Genomic DNA, 17853 nt, shown 5'->3' with positions numbered 1-17853 from the left:
CTTATCCTGTTAAGGACATTTTTTCTAGAGAGGGTTTTGCAATTGCAATGCTCTTTTTTTCATTCTAAATTTTGGTTAGAAAGAGCGTATATAGGTATTATTTTAAATTTAAGATATGTATATTCCATTGTTGCTGTTACTGTTGTAGAAAATGATATTTTATTTGATAAGTATAAGGTGTTACCAAGAAGATCGATGTATAGATAAAATTTAGATTTTTACTATATCTTGAAAAAGCAATGGGTAAATAATTGATAATTGTGCTACGAAAGTTGTTAGATGGGCGTGTGTCAGCAATTCTTAATAAAAAAGTTTTTCTTGATAGTCGTTTTTTTTCAAAATACTGCTCTTTTTATGCAAATCTTATGTTGGTAAGCTATGCAGTTTTCACGGGAACAGGATAATGCATTGAAGGCTGTTGCTGCGTGGTTGAAGGAAGGGCGTTCTCCACTTTTTCGCCTTTTTGGCTATGCGGGGACGGGTAAGACAACGCTTGCGCGCTATTTTGCAGAAACAGTTGATGGTTCTGTCCAGTTTGCTGCTTTTACAGGGAAGGCGGCACAGGTTTTACGCTCTAAAGGTGCAAGCAATGCTTGTACAATTCATTCGTTGATTTATTGTCCGCGTGGGGAAGAAGAAGTTTCCGATGAAATTACGGGAAAGAAGTCTATTGCTCCAACATTTACTTTAAATCGAAGGAGTGCAGCTGCACAAGCTAAGCTCATTATTGTCGATGAATGTTCGATGGTAGATGAAAAATTGGCGCGTGATTTAATGAGCTTTCGGACGCCAATTCTTGTTCTGGGTGATCCAGGTCAATTGCCTCCTATATCAGGTGGAGGATTTTTTTCCAATGGAGAACCAGATTTTCTTCTCTCAGAAATTCATCGGCAAGCGCGGGATAATCCGATTATTCGTTTAGCTATGGATGTGCGTGAAGGACGCGATATTGCTTATGGTGACTATGGAGAAGCGCGCGTTGTTACACGTAAAGAGGTCAATCAACAATTGGTTTTGGATGCTGATCAGGTATTGGTAGGGGTTAATCGTACGCGCTACCTTTATAATCAGCGTTTGCGTGTGTTAAAAGGATTTACAGCAGATTATCCGCAAGCAGGAGATAAGCTGGTGTGTTTGCGAAATGATCCTACTAAAGGTTTGTTGAATGGCTCTTTATGGAAGGTGATGACTTCACAGAAGGAAACAGTTAAACCAAGTATTAATCTTCTTGTGAAACCAGAAGAAAGTGAGCGTGGGGTAGCAAAGATTAAACTGTTAAAAGCAGCGTTTGAAAACCCTGATCAAGAAATTTCATGGCAATTAAAAAAGCGATATGATGATTTTGATTATGGGTATGCATTAACGGTTCATAAAGCGCAAGGTTCTCAATGGAATAACGTCGTTTTGTTTGATGAAAGTTTTGCATTTCGTGATATGTATGCGCGCTGGCTTTATACGGGAATTACGCGCGCAGCAGAACGTTTAATGATTGTTCGATAGAAAAAATATGTATATCATCTAAGTTTCAGATGGAAAATGCCTTTTTTCTATCTTGTTACACATTATAGAAAAATGGAAATGGGCATGGCGGTAAAACTTTCGGTTAATCTTAATGCTGTTGCTGTTTTGCGTAATCGACGTAATCTTCCGTGGCCAAGTATCACGAATATGGGGCATATAGCGCTTGCTGCTGGAGCGGCAGGTTTGACGGTTCATCCACGCCCCGATGAAAGGCATATTCGTTTTGCGGATTTGCCAGATATACATCGTTTAATTAACGGTTCTTTTCCTACAGCTGAGTTTAATATTGAAGGTTATCCAAGTGATCAATTTTTGGATATCGCTGAAAAGTATGCTGATCAGATTACCCTTGTTCCTGATGATCCAGATCAGTCAACATCTGATCATGGTTGGAATTTTGCTCATGATGCAGAATTTTTAACACCTATTATTCAGCATTTGAAAAAAAGAAAGATTCGTGTATCACTTTTTGCTAATCCTACTATCGATGGTCTTGATACTGCTAAAGCAATAGGGGCTGATCGTGTGGAGTTTTACACGGGACCTTACGGTGGTGCATTTCAGGATAAGATAAAACAGGATCAAGAGCTCAATAAACTTGTTTTAGCAGCAAGAAGAGCAAAAGAGTTGCAGTTAGGTATGAACGCAGGGCATGATCTGACGCTTATGAATCTTCCTGCTCTTGTCAAAAACATTCCTTGGCTTGATGAAGTTTCTATTGGTCATGGGCTCATTGCCGATGCATTAGAGTATGGAATGCATGATACTGTTCAGCGTTTTATCCGGTTATTATCGTAATCTTTTTCTCTCTATAAAATTGAAAGAGAAATTTTTATAAAGCTTTGCCAATTTATCTTTAAAAAATAATATATGTTTAGATAAATAGCACTATTAGCGTGCATTATAAATATTCTATTGTTGCTCTGTTTATTGGTTGCTTTCTATCTTTTGTTTTGAGTGTATGCGATGTTTTTTATTTGTACTATCTATTAGGGAGAAGAAATAGGGGTTGGAAAGTATTTTCCTTGTAAAGGAGTGCGTAGGGTTTTTATGGATCAATACACAAATTTTCTTGATGTTTGAGCTCATTTTACGGGTTATCTGTAAATAGTATAATGTAAAATCTCCATAGATGATATGAAGTCTATTGCTATCATCATTTTATTGGCTAATTCAATGTTGTGGCAGTTTTTGGCATATAAGGGTTTTGATGATTTCATCATGAATAGATTTAAAATCAGAAAATGCTTTTTATGAATAGGCTTAATGCAATAAGAGCTGTCAAATAGAATGATGATATCGACTTGTAGCTTTATGAAGTAAAGAGAGTGGTGTGTAATAAATCTTAGGCGATTATAGGGGATTCTTGAAAAGGGCTCGAGCACATTAAAAGTTTTTTTATAAGGCGCCATAAATGAATAACATAATGGCAGTATGGGGGTGTTCTTTTTCGCGTGAGAAGCGCGGATATTAAAGAACGTAAAAAGTAAAAACGTCCTCTCTATTATTCTAAAGATATTGTTGTATATGCTTTTGAAGATTGTATTAAAACAACACTTGTTATTTTGTAATTTTTCTTGCTATCCGTATTGATTTGGTTCATGTTAACAATTGTATATTGTATCTTAATTTTTAGAATATAGGGTTTTGTTGCACGATAGAAGAGTAAAATATTAGCAAATATATTTTCTTTAGAAATCTTGTTTTGTGTAATTATTGTTTTTGTGGAATAGCAGTTGAAGTTGATTTGGGGATCCGTATATGTTTTGGGAATGTTTGGGGACTACAGTTTTTTTATGCAATATGTAAACTTTAAAAATTATTCAATTGCTATGTTCTTATAAGCGGTGTTTTTTGCCTTTATAAGTGTGTGATGCACTGAAGATAATGTTTCTTATTTAATAAAAATAATCTGAAATCCAGTTTAAATAGAAAAAGAAGGAAGTTTTTTTATGCGTGTTTATTATGATCGTGATGCGGATGTTAATCTTATTAAAGGGAAAAAAGTAGCCATTGTTGGTTATGGTTCTCAAGGGCGTGCGCACGCTTTAAATTTGAAAGATTCCGGTGTTAAAAATGTGCAAATAGCTTTACGTTCAGGGTCGGAAACAGTTAAGAAGGCTATGGCCGATGGTTTTGAAGTGGTGAGTGTTGCGGAAGCTGCAAAATGGGCAGATCTCATCATGATGGCAACACCAGACGAATTGCAAGCTGATATTTATAAAGAGCATATTCATGATCATTTACGTGATGGGGCGGTGATTGCTTTTGCGCATGGTTTGAGCATTCATTTCGGCTTAATTGAACCTAAAAAAACAGTTGATGTTGTGATGATTGCTCCTAAAGGTCCAGGTCATACAGTGCGCAATGAATACCAACGTGGTCGTGGTGTTCCTTGCTTAATAGCGGTGGCACAAGATGCTTCAGGACATGCTCATAATGTAGCATTGTCTTATGCATGTGGTCTTGGTGGTGGACGTGCTGGGGTAATTGAAACAACATTTAAAGAAGAGTGCGAAACTGATCTTTTTGGTGAACAAGCGGTTCTCTGTGGAGGTCTTGTTGAACTGATTCGAGCAGGTTATGAAACATTAACACAAGCAGGTTATGCACCGGAAATGGCTTATTTCGAGTGTTTACATGAAGTTAAACTGATTGTTGATCTCATGTATGAAGGGGGCATTGCAAATATGAATTATTCGATTTCCAATACGGCTGAATGGGGCGAATATATGTCTGGTCCACGCGTGATTACTGATGAAACAAAAGCAGAAATGAAGCGTATTTTGAAGGATATTCAGACGGGTAAATTTACGTCAAATTGGATTCAAGAGTATAAAGCTGGTGCAGCTCATTTTAAAGGCATGCGGCGTTTAAATGATAATCATCCTATTGAAGAAGTTGGTAAAAAACTTCGTTCTATGATGCCTTGGATAAAGTCTAATGCTTTGGTTGATAAAGAGCGTAATTGAAGCTTCTAAAGAGATATTTTGTTAATAGCTTTTATAATTTTATAGATAAATATCAAAAAAGGGTAACGTTTAGTTACCCTTTTTTATATGTTTTTTGCAACATAAGCTTTATTTTTTAATTTTTTGCATAATTCTTTCTTCCAAAAAGAAAGTATACAATTCCTAAAAATATGAACCACGCTGGAGTGTATTTTAAAGCTATGGCAGTATCAGCTTCTAATGATAATAAATAAATAATGAATGCAAAGAAAACAAGAAGCGCCCAACACATAATAACACCTCCTGGCATTTTATAAGGAGAGACAGTATGCTGGAGAGGACGATTACGACGATAGACGATATAGCTGATCAAAATGATAGACCATACAAATATAAACAAAATTGCGGCAATCGTCGTAACAATTGTAAAAGCAGCTATGAGGGTTTGAGATAACGATACAATTGCATAACCAAATAAGATGCATAAACATGAAAAGAATAATGCGTTGGCTGGAACGTGGTTACGAGAAAGTTTTCCTAGAAATTTAGGAGCACCTTTTTGTGTTGCTAGCCCATATATCATACGGCTGGTAGAAAAAATTCCACTATTTGCTGAAGATGCGGCAGCTGTGAGGACAACAAAGTTCATCAAACCAGCAGCAGTTGGAATACCAATAAGTGCATACATTGTTACAAATGGGCTTTTTTCTGGACTGATTTGATTCCACGGTGTCACAGACATAATCACAAGAAGAGAGAATATATAAAAGAATACAATGCGGATTGGTATTGAATTAACAGCCTGTGGTAAAGCTTTTTGAGGCTCTTGTACTTCAGCAGCAGCTGTTCCAGCGAGTTCAATGCCAACAAAAGCAAAAATAACAATTTGGAATCCAGCAAAAAAGCCTGTAATTCCTCGCGGAAAAATATTTCCACCATTCCATATATGGCTAAGAGAAGCAACCGTGCCGTTTGGAGAGACAAAACCGGTAAAGATCATATAAAATCCTACAACAATTAAGACTAGAATTGCTACGATTTTGATAAAACCAAACCAAAACTCAAGTTCGCCAAATAGTTTTACGGCGACGAGGTTAAGAATTAAAAAGGACATAAGACCAATTATAACAGGAATCCACGAATTGAGTTCAGGCCACCAAAAGTGTGTATAAGTGACAATAGCAATAATTTCAGCAGTTCCGGTGACAATCCAACATAACCAATATGTCCAGCCGATAAAGAATCCGGCACACGGACCTAGAAGATCGGTTGAGAAGTCAATAAAAGATCGATATTGTGTATTAGAAAGCAATAACTCTCCCATAGCACGCATGACAAAGTATAGAGCACAACCAATAATTGCATAAACGAGTAGAATTGAGGGTCCTGCTACACTGATTGTTTTTCCTGATCCCATGAAGAGACCTGTTCCAATAGCACCACCGAGGGCTATAAGTTGTATGTGTCGATTATGTAGTCCACGTTGCAATTTCTTCTTAGGTTTTTTTTCTAAATTTTGTTTGTTCATTTTTGGGAAGTTCCCCTTAGTTATTTTTAAATAAAAATTATCCTAAAAAAGGTAATGCCTTCTATCGGAACACGCTATGGTTAAGGAGTAAAGGAATTTTTTTCTATGACTATATGTCAATAAAGAAAAAACATTATAAATTAATGGAATAATTATTTTATACATAAGAACTAAAATATAAATTATATTATATTTTTTATGTTTTATACATAAATTATAAACATTATATATTATTTATTATTTATAATAAATAATATTATTTATTATAAATAATAATTTATTATTTATATATATTTTATTTGCAATTATTTTGTAATAAATCATTGTATTAAATAGCTTTCATTTAAAATTATTTATTAATAAATATTTTCCTTTACAGAAAAATATAAATAAAATTATAAATTTATTAAATTTAAATATTTGTATATAAATATAATAATATTCAAATTGTTAAAATATTATTTAAATATTAAAAATATATTTTAAATTTAAATTTAAATATTTATATTTAAAATTTATTATAAATAGAAAAATATTTTCATAGAATCTTTTTTTATTGTAGATAGCTATTAAGATATATTCTGTTTAGAGCTGTATTTTTAATTTTGCTAAAAAATTGAATATAACTTTTTGGGGGTGGTTTTAGATAAAAGCTCATGTTTTATTAATAAACAATATCAGTGAAGTTTATAGAGAATTCTTCACAGAATAGCGCGTTTCTTATCCTATAATGCAGTAAAATACTGTTGTTTAGAGTAGTGATATAAAGCATATAAAATTTTACATATTAAGTATTTTTAGAATGTGTGGTGAGTATTCAGGGTAGGGCTAGCCCATAGAGCCTTATGTAGGTGAATCATATAAGTGGTCAGCAGGCATCTCTCTTAACAAAGTCGGATTGTTTACAAACCAAGACTTGCGAGGAATCCTCGTCTTTTGAGGTATGAGGAGGAGGTTAAGTAGAAAAAGGGTAACTTTAGTTACCCCTTTTTGAGATGTTTTGTATAGATTTTATTTGTTCTTTGGAGAGATTTTTTTTCTTATAAATATAAAATACATTATACCTAAGAAAATAAACCAAAAGATACTGTATTTTAAAGCTGTTAGGGTATCATGTTCTAATGTCAATAAATAGAGCATGAAAGCAAAAAAGACTAACACGATCCCGCACATAATGACACCTCCCGGCATTTTGTAGACGGATTCAGCATGTAGATGAGGGTGATTGCGACGATACACAATATAGCTAATCAAAATGACGGACCATACGAATAAAAATGCAATCGCTGAAATGCTCGTCACAATTGTAAAAGCACTTATGATGCTTGGAGATGATGATGCGATTGTGTATCCTACTAAAATACATAGGCAGGAAAAGAACAGAGCATTGGCTGGAACATGGTATTTGGAAAGCTTCCCTAAAATTGGAGGAGCACCTTTTTGTGTTGCAAGCCCGTATATCATGCGGCTAGTCGAAAAAATACCACTATTTGCTGAAGAGGCAGCCGAGGTGAGAACAACAAAATTGACCAAACCAGCAGCTATTGGAATGCCTGCAAGCCAAAACATGGAGACAAAGGGACTTTTTTCTGGAACAATTTGATTCCAAGGAGTAACGGACATAATCACAGTGAGAGAAAGGATGTAAAAGAGTACAATACGCACCGGTATTGCATTAATTGCTTTAGGGAGAACTTTTTTAGGTTCTTTAACTTCAGCTGCCGTTGTTCCAGCAATTTCTATACCAACAAAAGAAAAAATGGCAATTTGAAATCCAGCAAAAAAACCTGTAATTCCTCGCGGGAAGATATTTCCATCGTTCCATACATGGTTAAGAGAGGCAACAGTACCATTCGGAGAGGTAAAGCCTGTGGCGATCATATAAAATCCAACAATAACTAATGCCAAAATTGCTACGACTTTGATAAGACCAAACCAGAATTCAAGTTCACCGAACAATTTTACGGCAAGGAGGTTAAGGATTAAAAAGAAACCAATGCAAGCAAAAACAACAATCCATGGATTAAGTGTTGGCCACCAGAAATGCATATAGTTAATGATAGCAATAATATCTGCAGCTCCAGTTACAACCCAGCTTAACCAATAGTTCCAGCCCACAAAGAAAGCGATTCCTGGTCCTAGCATATCGGTTGAAAAATCAATAAGGGACCGGTATTGTGAATTAGAAAGCAATAATTCTCCCATAGCACGCATTACAAAATATAGGGCACATCCAATAATAGCATAAACGAGTATGATGGAAGGGCCTGCTACACTAATTGTTTTTCCTGATCCCATGAAGAGACCTGTTCCAATAGCTCCACCGAGGGCTATAAGTTGTACGTGACGGTTATCTAGGCCACGTTGTAGTTTCATATGAGGACCATCTTTTAAATTTTGTTTACAGTTCATTTTTTGGGGGTTCCCTTTAATTATTTTGAGATTAAATTACACTAAAAAATGCATCATTCTGTATCGAAGCATGATATAAATGAGGTGTAAAGGAAAAAAACGTTTTTTATGATTTTGTGTGGATAAAGACAAGAATATGGTTTTGAAAAAAGAGGATGTTTTCCTCTTAAATAACGTAACAGATATTTGAATAGGAAGTTTTTTTATTGTTATTATTCACAATGGTGAGAATTTTAATTTTGCTCAAATAGCGCTCAAGAGTTCTCATCTTAGTTTAAGAAACAGTTTTTAATGATAGAAAATTAAAATGATTTTTAAAATCACTTTTTGTTTGTATGATGCTATCATAAATCAAAAAGTTACTTTTGTTTCATAAACGAAAAGAGGAATATCATAGCTTATTTCTTCTAAAGTAATTAATAAGGATTTTGTTTAGATATTGATAACATTTTATAAAACGTTGCGAGAAATTCACATCGTTTACACAAAAATCCTTGAGACTATGATAAAGAAATGCAGCGTAATTCAGTTATACAAAGAAAAAACTGGGGATTGTATAAGCTCTGTTAGAGGTTGAGCTATTCATCGTGAGAGACAGAATCAGAAAAAGATTGCTTTATTAGCTTTGCAATTTGTTATCAAAAGATAAAACTATCCAAAGAAAATGAAAAAAGAAAACAGAGATAAAACTGTTCCTGTCGCTATATTAATCGCACCTTTTATTCGCTGCTTTTTTAAAGCGGAGCTGGCAAATGATATAAAAATGGTCATCAAGGTAAACCATGCAAAGATGTTGAAGGAATGTATGGTTACAAGTTCAAAGCCTTTTTTAATGCCACCACCAGAAGATAAAAATTTCGGGAAGTCCGCTATATAGAATATTGATACTTTGGGGTTTAGTATTTGTGTCAGAAAGCCGTCTCTGTAGCTGGTTAAAAGCTTTGTTTCACTCGTAGCATGCTTTTCATTCGTTGAACTTCTTTCTTTTGAATTTAAGTTGTGTATTCCAGATTTAATTGATTTAAAGCCCATGTATAATAAAGTGCTGCCATCCATGAGTTTTACTAAAAAAAACAGCGTTTTGTTGTTGAGAATGAGCGCTGATACACCTAGTATGGAAAATGCCCCCCATGCACATATGTTGCTGTACACAATCCTAAAACGTTTACAAATGCGTTCTTTCTTCCTAATCTCGTTGCATTATCGATGATAAGGGCCATATTCGGCCCCGGTGAGATGACTAAAAAAAATGAAACAATGAAAAAGGTCAGTATTTGATGATTCATTTTACTTTTAGCTCTGAAATTAATTGATTTTCGAGATACAATTCTATTCTGTCAAACTGAGAAAGTTTTCCGACACCCTGTGGAGTGCCTGTGTATATGAGATCACCACGTCTTAGCTGAATGTAGTGACTTAAAAATGAGATTATCTTCTCAAAGCTAAAGATCATATTTTTCGTATTGCCAACTTGTCTTGTTTCGCCATTCAACTTCATTGCAAAGGTTATTGGGTTGTTTATTTTTTCCTTGTTTATGAAGTCAGAGACGTATGCAGCGCCTTTAAATCCTTTCGATAAAAGCCAGGGAAGCCTTTTTCCTTTCAGTTTTGTTTGCAAATCCCGCGCTGTGAGATCAAGACCTATTGCTACGGCATCATAGCATTTTTCTGCTTCTTCCTCTGTGACCATGAAAGCGTCCTTTGAGATTTTGAGCACAATTTCAGTTTCAAAATGGATTTCTTTGGAAAAATCAGGGAGATAAATTTCATTGCCTAAGATGAGTGAACTGTTTGGCTTGCTAAAGATAACGGGTTCATTTTCAACAGTATTGCCTAGTTCATGAACATGTTCAACATAATTGAGTCCAACACAGTAAATGTCATTTATCATAGGAGCCCTCCAAATTTTTTATTTTTTCTTTGTATAGGCAAGAGAGAACTTTGCAAACAACATTTTTTCTTATCTCGTGTTGTGCGTTTTCTGAACAAGAGGCATTGTGTGGGTTGATAACTAACCACGATGACAGCCCTTAGCATTGTCTCTCTTTTGAAGAGTGCCTAATCTTACAGTTTTTGAGAGATAAGAAACACTGCTTTCATTTTGGTTGCTAATCGCGTGAAATTCCTTTAATACTTTAAAGGTGTTTTTGGTTGTCTAGGCAGCGATCAGTAGGGTCTGAAAGCCCTAAAGTTTGATCATAAAAATGAGCCCACTCTGTGGGTGTATCGGAATTCTGGGAGATTTTGCTATGTCCAAGTGCGATGAGCACTAAAAGCAAAAAAGCTGATTCAAACTCAGTACTTTCAGGCTTCCGGAATACTAATGCGAGGGCGCTTACACCTGCACAAGTCCCCTTGCTTTCCTTTGCGGTATGTTCTGATATATGAATTGGCAAGCGTCGTAAAACACAAGATGATGCTGTCGAACTCGATGTTTCAGATCTCGCTCTACCAGCTACCAACTGATGCTCAAAAACTTTGAGAAAAAGCAAATAAAGCCTTAGCACATGCAATGACCGTGGTGTTTGCTACTTACCAATCAATCCAAGTGATTGCGGATGAGCAAAAGGAATGTGATTTATCCGAATTTGATCTGATCATTTGTGATGAAGTACACCGTACGACTGGGGTTGTGTTGGGAACAGACAAACGTGAATCTGAATTTATCAAGGTTCACGATAACAGCATCATTCGGGGTAAAAAACGTCTGTACATGACAGCAATCCCCAAGGCCTTTACGGATAATGCCAAAAAGCAAGCCAATGAGATCAATGCCGTTCTGGCTTCTATGGATGATGAAGAACTCTATGGAAAAGAGCTTTATATCTATACATTCTCTCAAAAGCCGTTAAGAATGAACTTTTATCTCCTTATAAGATTATTATTTTGGGTGTTGATGAAGAGGAAGTAAGTCAATCCATTCAACATCTGATAACAGATGAGAATTATGGACTTATTCTTGACGATAAAACCAAGATCATAGGCTGTTATCAAGCCCTTGCTAAAATAGATCTGAAGGTTGACTTGAGTGATAACCCAAATCTCATGCGTCGGGCTTTGGCTTTTTGTAAAGATATCAATAGGTCTAAACGTATCCGTGATACATTCAATTCTAAAGAAATACAGAAAGAATTATATGATCTTCATAAGGTCCATAAAGAGACTCCGCCTTTTGACTGTAAATTTGCTCATATTGATGGAACACAAAGTGCCAAAGAACGTAATAAAGCCCTTGATTGGCTTAAGGAAGATGCGGGGGAGAATGTTTGTCCGTGGTTGCTCACCAATGTAAGATATCTCTCTGAAGGAGTAGATGTCCCTGTTTTTGATGCGGGTTATGTTTTTACATCCCCATAAAAGTCATGTAGATGTCATACAGGCGGTGGGGCGTATCATGCGTCGTGCAAGGAGAAAAAAGAGAGGCTATATCATTTTACCCGTTGGGGTACCTGCCAGTGTTTTTGCTCGTGAGATGCGTCCGTTTGGTTCTCTGATACATCCTTTAATTCGAGGACGTCCGCGTTTTGTACGGTTTTTTCTCTTTGCCATATTTTATCAGTCAGAATGGGATAGCATCATTAAGAGATGCACTATGATCAGCAGCACCTGAAACGATAGCATAATTTGGGGTAGTAATGGATGAAGGAGTAGGGGATGCCGATTGATCTTTCTTTGCATCAAGTAAATATAATTCGCCTTTAAATTGTGGCAAGATAATCTCTGTTGAGTAACGGCCATACCCATTTTTATCTTGCCATTTGCGTGTCTGTAATTTGCCTTCTACGTAAACCTTTGAACCTTTGTTTAGATATTGAAGTGCAATTTTTGCCAAATGTGGATTAAAAATCACAACTGAATACCATTCTGTTTTTTCTACTTTTTGATTGGTCTTTTTATCTACATAGCTCTCAGAAGTCGCTATACTAAAATTGACTATTTCTGTACCAGAATTCATTGTTTTGCTTTTGGGATTAGCACCTAAATAGCCAATTAACATCACTTTATTTAGCATGTTTTCACTTACTTTTTTAATAATTTTTTCAATTATTTCAAAATGATATTATTATTTTTTAACATATAAAATTATGTTTTTTATCTTTTGATAAACATAAAGCCACATCACGCAAATGACATGGCTTTCTTTTTGCTGTTTAAAAGCATAGTGTCACAAATGCTAGCATTGACCACAAACCTGAGCATTATCAGAAATATAGGCATCATTATAAATCCATGCATTACCACCAACCCAGCAATTCCCTTCGTGACTTAAATTGCCCTCATGCTCTATAAAACCACCAAGTCATCCGCTTTTACATTACCAAAGTCTCTTAATGCACGTATGCGATAAATGGTTCGAACTCGATCACTTAAAAGATCTTTCACTGTTTTCATTTCATTTGTTAATTCATATTTTTTTTGCAAGAGCGTGCTTTTGAAAGGAGGGGGTATCATTTGCAACAGTAGCAATAATGGAGGTCATTTGATTTTTAACTATAGCGTTCATACTAGTAATCCTTAACGTAATGGAGTTTTCAATTGACACCCTATAAGGGCACTGGGCGTTGAAAACACGGCGTTAAGTCCGTCGCTATGCTTTCCCCTAAAAAGGGTCTTGTATGACATAACCACACCCGACAAAATCATTATATGTCCTCACAAGCACAAAAGATAGTCAGTATTTTAAAGGCATGGGAGAGGCTGTTTCGTAACCTATCCGCTTAACTATAAGTATTTCTACACACTTGATACTTTCTTAATAGCATGACTTTGCAATTTTTTCTTTTTTATACTTACCTAATTGAATATAAATCGCTTTTTCTAGCTTGCTATCTATAAGGTCATAAGAATGAATTCTTTGTAAAAAATTATAAAATCGGAAATTTTACTATGGCTTTTTAACTGAGCACTGTAGTGCGTAAATGGACATGTTTATTAAATTGCGTGTGCTTAACATAAGAAACAATACACAGACTAAAAAGAGTACTAAAGAGCAATATCTAAGTACCAGTATCCAATGGAAAAGAAAGCTTATGCTCCAAGTACTTAGAAATGATAGGTAAAGAGACCGTTTCTTTATAACTACTTGGGAAAATTAAAACGACAAGCGCTAAACTTATTAGCTTTAAGAGTCTGTGCATATACTGGTGTAAATCACGTGTTAGTTTCACCCAACCTGTTGTATTTCCGCATTTGTATTTTGGGTTGCTCTGCAATTCAGAAGGAATATTGGAATTGCATAAAATTGCAAAAACAGTTGTGACTATTACCAAAGAAACAGATGCGAATGTCAAAATACTCTGAATAAAGTAAAGATTTTTTTAATTCCTAAAAAACATAAAAATATAAAAGTTATAATGCCAAACAAGGCTCTTAGCTGCTTATCTGTAAACATATTTATTTCCTGCGGTTTTCGATAATTTTTTGATCTCTCTGTTGATCTCGTCTATAAGAGGTTCGTAATTGAGAATGTTTTTTAGAATAGCACCACCGTAAACTCATGCTTTTACTTGTGCTTTGGTACTAAAATCCGCATTCTTAGGTGTTTTGTAATACTGATCAGCATCAAATTTTTCACACTCTCTTGTACCGTCTTCATATTCGTAGAGCTTGTAAAAATACTCCTCTGCCCCATCCTCCATGGTGTATATCCCACTGCTGTTGTAACAAACCTCTTTCGCATGGGCTGTTTACGGTTTTTTAAGAATAGATGTTTTAAAATGAACATGCTTTAATCCTAATTTTACAAATTTGTCTATTTGCCTCAAATTTGACCGTACAGAGCGTTTTATATTATAAATTTTTTATCATAAAATCTTAAATCGCTGTGTACGGTGCCTTTATGTCGATTTAAATGCACATCTAATCACAAAACGATCAGCACTTTTCACTAGTTTGCTAACCTGCAATGTTTTTCACTGTTCCTCCAAGACCATTTAAATCCCTTCAAGCTTTTGCTTTTCAACCAACGTGAGTGGTCTTGAATCCTCTTTCATTGCCTTTTCTTTCAGCCTTTTTTCACGGGTGTTCAAAACAGCTTTGCGTACAAGATTGGCTTTCGCCAAAAGACTGTTTTCCAAGTGATCTTGTAGCGCATGTCCTTTTGCATACACCGTCTTAATCATTTCTTCTTTTGAGGCATTGCCTTTATCTGTTGTTACCTTCATTTTTGTAAGCCATTGCTGAAAACGCAAATAGCGCATACCATCGCCTTCAAAACGAGAGGATTCAAAATTGACAGTGCTACTTGTTATATTGCTGTCTACACGAGAAATTGTCCAGCCTGTCTAGGTATCTAGATCAAGGCAGAGAATGGTTTGTGCATTGATGATCATATTCCCCCATTAAGGCTGTTGCGTATTTATATGTGCGCTATGACAGAGCGTGTTGTGATTGCCTGTCTTGAAAAAATGTTTGTGAGAAAATACTTGAAACTACTTTTTGGCTAAATTTTTTACTGCCATTCGAGGAAAATAATCTTGGAAGCAGTTAATCTTCGAATTTATTCTTCTTGTTTTTGAGTTACATCTTTTTGTGTACGTATTAATTTCAGCTTCTTTATTATCTTTTTTCTGAGCTTTTGCATTGTTTTACAAGAGTCATGAAGAGTAGGAGCCACCCCAAAATTAGCAATAAAATAGATAACAACTGCTTCTACTAAACTCAGATCTATCTCCGTTTCATACCTCACTTCCTTTTCTTCATATTATCTTACTCCTGTTAAGAGCGTGAATGGTGCTGCTGGTGTTGGAGAAATCTTAGGATTGATGATGAGGCATTTGTTAGATGCAAATGACCTCGAAAAAGAGCTTAAGCATTACAAATCAGTTACAACAGAAGTTAAGCGAATTTTACCAAGCCCTGTTGTGAAAGCTACTTAACGTTAAAAACATGACTCATTTCCTCATCCTTAAGGATGAGGAAATAGAGATTGACTGCCTCTCCACCCTAAAAGACGAGGAGGAGGTCAAAGTGCTAAAAAGGTACTTCAAAAAGCAGCAATGATTCGTATTTTAGCATCATCGCGGTGCCGTCTGATAGCGTTATAATGGAGTTGCGAAAGGTGGTTTAGAAGGTGGTTTAATTTTTGTTGATTTTTAATAAATCATTGGAAAATAAGGGGAATTAAGACAGTCTGGTGCGGACGGCGGGACTTGAACCCGCAAGGTCTTTGACCGGCAGATTTTAAGTCTGCTATGTTTACCGTTTTCATCACGTCCGCGATGAGAGTTCTCTCATAAGCTATATCTTTTATTGAATCAAGAATTAATGACAAAAGAAACATTTTTCATTTTTTTAGTAAAATTTTGACTGACAATAGTTTTCTTTATCGCTAGAAAAAGCTTTTATAATGTAAATAAAGCATGAAATGATTAGTGTTATGAGTCAATTTATTCAAGACGTCACAAAAGCTATGGTGGGATTGCATCACGTGTTTGCTGAAACACCACTTCAAAGAAATGATTTTCTTAGTCAAAAGTATGATGCAGAAATTTATTTAAAGCGTGAAGATTTAACACCGGTGCGGTCTTATAAGATTCGTGGTGCTTTCAATTTTGTTTCAGAAATGCTGAGCAGTCTATCACCAGATTCTGCATTTGTTTGTGCTTCAGCAGGGAATCACGCGCAAGGGGTTTCTTTTGTTTGTCGTTATTTTAAACGTAAAGGCGTGATTTTTATGCCTATGACAACGCCACAACAAAAAATTGAGAAAACACGTATTTTTGGTAAAGAATTCATTGATATTCGTTTGATTGGTGAAACATTTGATCAATGTTATGAAGCTGCGCAATCCTTTGTCGTAGAGAGCGGTGGTGTAATGGCTCCACCTTTTGATGATATTCGCATTATTACAGGGCAGGCAACAGTGCTTTGTGAAGCTGCTTTACAATGGAAAAAACTCAATGGAGAAAGTGAGCCAGATTTGATGATTGTGCCGGTAGGGGGTGGTGGTTTGGCAAGTGGGGTGAGCAAGTTTTTACATGAATATGGTTGGAAAACAAAGCTTCGTTTTGTTGAGCCGCAAAGAGCTGCAAGTTTGCTTGCTTGTTTGGAGAGTGGAAAACGCGTCAAGCTTGAAAATATTGACACTTTTGTAGATGGTGCTGCTGTGGCTGAAATTGGTGCGCTAAACTATACAATTCTAAAGAAATTTTCTCCTGATTCTGTCATTACGGTTCCTGAAAATCGTGTTTGTTCTACGATGGTTGAAATGCTTAATGTTGAAGGTGTGGTCCTTGAACCGGCTGGTGCTTTATCGATTGATGCGCTTAACAGTATTCCTCCTCAAGAGTTAAAGGGGAAAAAAATTCTTCTCGTTATTTCAGGAGGTAATTTTGATTTTGAGCGTTTGCCAGAAATTAGAGAGCGTTCTTTACGTTTCCAAGGGTTGAGAAAATATTTTATTTTTAGTTTTCCGCAACACCCTGGTGCATTGCGTCATTTTCTTTCCACATTATCACCAGATGATGATATCGTACGTTTTGAATATCTTAAAAAATCAGCGAGAAACTTTGGTTCTGTATTGGTTGCGATTGAAACAAAAAAATACGGTAATTTTTGCCTTTTAGAGGAAAAATTTCAAGCGTTAGGTTGGCGTTATCGTGATATTACTGATGATCAAACGTTATTTGATTTCGTTATTTGAGGAACTGAAATTTTACTAAAACAAGAAGTACAATGATGAAACCTATTTTTTATTTGGTGCTGAGTCTATTTTTCTTTTTGATTGTTAATCAACAGAGTTTAGCATCTCAGCCTACAATAATACAAAAAGCTGAACTTTCAAGAGTTGTTGTTGATGTCAATAATGCTATAAAAAATAGGGATTTTACACCTATTTCTCGTTATATGCCTGAGCGACTTTATAAAGAGATGGCACATCGATTGAATACAACAGAGAGTGCTTTACGTAGTGATTTTCTTCAACAGTTGCATAGGAAATTTGAGGATTTGCCTTCTGGTGCTTATTATTTAGATAAAGAAAATATAGAGTATTTACAAACTGATAACGGTACTTTGTATGCTTTAATTCCAACAGTTCTTGAGATGAAGGATCGCATCATTCGATATAAAACTTTGGCGATTTTTGATAAAACTCAATGGTATTTAATTTATGGCGGTCAAAAAACTTTACAAAACCCAGTTTTTCTCGAGATTTATCCTGATTTTATCAAGGTACATTTACCGATGGACACAATCATCAAAAAGTAAACGATCTAAATATTGTTTTTTTATTCATGATAAATGTATTTCGTAAAGTTCTTGCTTTTTTATCATAATCCAAGGATAATGGGGATGAAGGCATTTAGGCTGGTTTGTTGGCTTTTTGTAAAGTGAAATTTATACGCCTTTATCTTGATTTCAAGGTGCTCATGAGTTGCGCAAGCTGCTTTTTAAGCGTTGCTTCATTTAAAATGTCAGGGATTTCTCTTGCGCGGATTC

General features: G+C 35.4%; 13 protein-coding genes, 1 tRNA gene and 4 pseudogenes. 7 read left to right on the top strand and 11 right to left on the bottom strand.

From position 1 onward, the window contains the following. Nucleotides 1-378 precede the first annotated feature (378 nt). The 3 genes from ACFIJ7_RS05430 (at nucleotide 379) to ilvC (ending at nucleotide 4493) form a co-directional block, all read left to right on the top strand. A complete protein-coding gene (locus ACFIJ7_RS05430; protein WP_375644771.1) occupies nucleotides 379-1500 on the top strand; it encodes an ATP-dependent RecD-like DNA helicase in 1122 nt (373 codons plus the stop codon). Between the two features lie 84 nt (nucleotides 1501-1584). Continuing rightward, nucleotides 1585-2319: a pyridoxine 5'-phosphate synthase gene (locus ACFIJ7_RS05425; RefSeq protein ID WP_375644770.1), complete on the top strand. Its 735-nt coding sequence runs from the start codon at nucleotides 1585-1587 to the stop codon at nucleotides 2317-2319. A gap of 1154 nt (nucleotides 2320-3473) precedes the next feature. Beyond that, nucleotides 3474-4493: a ketol-acid reductoisomerase gene (gene ilvC / locus ACFIJ7_RS05420; RefSeq protein WP_375636196.1), complete on the top strand. Its 1020-nt coding sequence runs from the start codon at nucleotides 3474-3476 to the stop codon at nucleotides 4491-4493. 115 nt (nucleotides 4494-4608) lie between these two features. On the opposite strand, the gene ACFIJ7_RS05415 is transcribed toward ilvC, so the two are convergent. From ACFIJ7_RS05415 to ACFIJ7_RS05400, 4 genes are all read right to left on the bottom strand, one after another. Further along, the gene (locus ACFIJ7_RS05415; protein WP_375636198.1) at nucleotides 4609-6000 is read right to left on the bottom strand and encodes an amino acid permease; all 1392 of its coding nucleotides are present in this window, start codon (nucleotides 5998-6000) and stop codon (nucleotides 4609-4611) included. Between the two features lie 1011 nt (nucleotides 6001-7011). After that, nucleotides 7012-8412 (bottom strand): amino acid permease, encoded by a 1401-nt coding sequence (locus ACFIJ7_RS05410; RefSeq protein ID WP_375636200.1) that lies wholly within the window; start codon nucleotides 8410-8412, stop codon nucleotides 7012-7014. A 651-nt stretch (nucleotides 8413-9063) separates the two neighbouring features. Next, nucleotides 9064-9564 carry a LysE family translocator gene (locus ACFIJ7_RS05405; protein WP_375644769.1) on the bottom strand — a complete coding sequence of 167 codons (501 nt, stop codon included), beginning with the start codon at nucleotides 9562-9564 and terminating at the stop codon, nucleotides 9064-9066. Nucleotides 9565-9694: 130 nt separating this feature from the next. Next, nucleotides 9695-10303, bottom strand: a complete 609-nt coding sequence (locus tag ACFIJ7_RS05400) for a fumarylacetoacetate hydrolase family protein (RefSeq protein ID WP_375636204.1) — start codon at nucleotides 10301-10303, stop codon at nucleotides 9695-9697. Nucleotides 10304-10758: 455 nt separating this feature from the next. On the opposite strand from ACFIJ7_RS05400, the pseudogene ACFIJ7_RS05395 reads away from it, so the two are divergent. Continuing rightward, nucleotides 10759-11884, top strand: a pseudogene (locus tag ACFIJ7_RS05395) (helicase-related protein); the annotation flags it as partial. On the opposite strand, the gene ACFIJ7_RS05390 reads toward ACFIJ7_RS05395, so the two are convergent. The 6 genes and pseudogenes from ACFIJ7_RS05390 to ACFIJ7_RS05365 all read right to left on the bottom strand — a co-directional run bounded on the left by ACFIJ7_RS05390 (nucleotide 11836) and on the right by ACFIJ7_RS05365 (nucleotide 14612). Beyond that, nucleotides 11836-11961 carry a hypothetical protein gene (locus ACFIJ7_RS05390; RefSeq protein ID WP_375636237.1) on the bottom strand — a complete coding sequence of 42 codons (126 nt, stop codon included), beginning with the start codon at nucleotides 11959-11961 and terminating at the stop codon, nucleotides 11836-11838. The pseudogene ACFIJ7_RS05395 and the gene ACFIJ7_RS05390 sit on opposite strands and share 49 nt — an antisense overlap. A gap of 10 nt (nucleotides 11962-11971) precedes the next feature. Then, entirely contained in the window at nucleotides 11972-12424 is a 453-nt protein-coding gene (gene ssb / locus ACFIJ7_RS05385; protein ID WP_375636206.1) for a single-stranded DNA-binding protein, read from the bottom strand. A 171-nt stretch (nucleotides 12425-12595) separates the two neighbouring features. Then, a pseudogene (locus tag ACFIJ7_RS05380) lies at nucleotides 12596-12834 on the bottom strand (hypothetical protein); the annotation flags it as partial. Between the two features lie 463 nt (nucleotides 12835-13297). Continuing rightward, nucleotides 13298-13804: pseudogene (locus ACFIJ7_RS05375) on the bottom strand (hypothetical protein). After that, nucleotides 13791-14137, bottom strand: a pseudogene (locus ACFIJ7_RS05370) (hypothetical protein). Before ACFIJ7_RS05370 ends, ACFIJ7_RS05375 begins: the two co-directional pseudogenes overlap by 14 nt. Before the next feature lie 208 nt (nucleotides 14138-14345). Next, entirely contained in the window at nucleotides 14346-14612 is a 267-nt protein-coding gene (locus tag ACFIJ7_RS05365; RefSeq protein WP_375644768.1) for a hypothetical protein, read from the bottom strand. A 525-nt stretch (nucleotides 14613-15137) separates the two neighbouring features. Between ACFIJ7_RS05365 and ACFIJ7_RS05360 the strand changes: the two genes are divergently transcribed. Continuing rightward, on the top strand, nucleotides 15138-15290 hold the full coding sequence (locus ACFIJ7_RS05360; protein ID WP_375636210.1) for a hypothetical protein: 153 nt from the start codon (nucleotides 15138-15140) through the stop codon (nucleotides 15288-15290). A 255-nt stretch (nucleotides 15291-15545) separates the two neighbouring features. Here ACFIJ7_RS05360 and ACFIJ7_RS05355 read toward each other — a convergent pair. Further along, nucleotides 15546-15631, bottom strand: a tRNA-Leu gene (locus ACFIJ7_RS05355). A 147-nt stretch (nucleotides 15632-15778) separates the two neighbouring features. On the opposite strand from ACFIJ7_RS05355, the gene ilvA reads away from it, so the two are divergent. Both ilvA and ACFIJ7_RS05345 read left to right on the top strand, forming a co-directional pair. Further along, nucleotides 15779-17056, top strand: a complete 1278-nt coding sequence (ilvA, locus tag ACFIJ7_RS05350) for a threonine ammonia-lyase IlvA (RefSeq protein ID WP_375636212.1) — start codon at nucleotides 15779-15781, stop codon at nucleotides 17054-17056. 35 nt (nucleotides 17057-17091) lie between these two features. Further along, complete coding sequence (locus ACFIJ7_RS05345) at nucleotides 17092-17622, top strand: hypothetical protein (protein ID WP_375636234.1); 531 nt, start codon at nucleotides 17092-17094, stop codon at nucleotides 17620-17622. Nucleotides 17623-17853 lie beyond the last annotated feature (231 nt).

This window comes from Bartonella sp. MR100HLJHH (assembly GCF_042194215.1).
GTDB lineage: Bacteria > Pseudomonadota > Alphaproteobacteria > Rhizobiales > Rhizobiaceae > Bartonella > Bartonella grahamii.
This window is presented reverse-complemented; position numbering and strand designations above follow the sequence as displayed.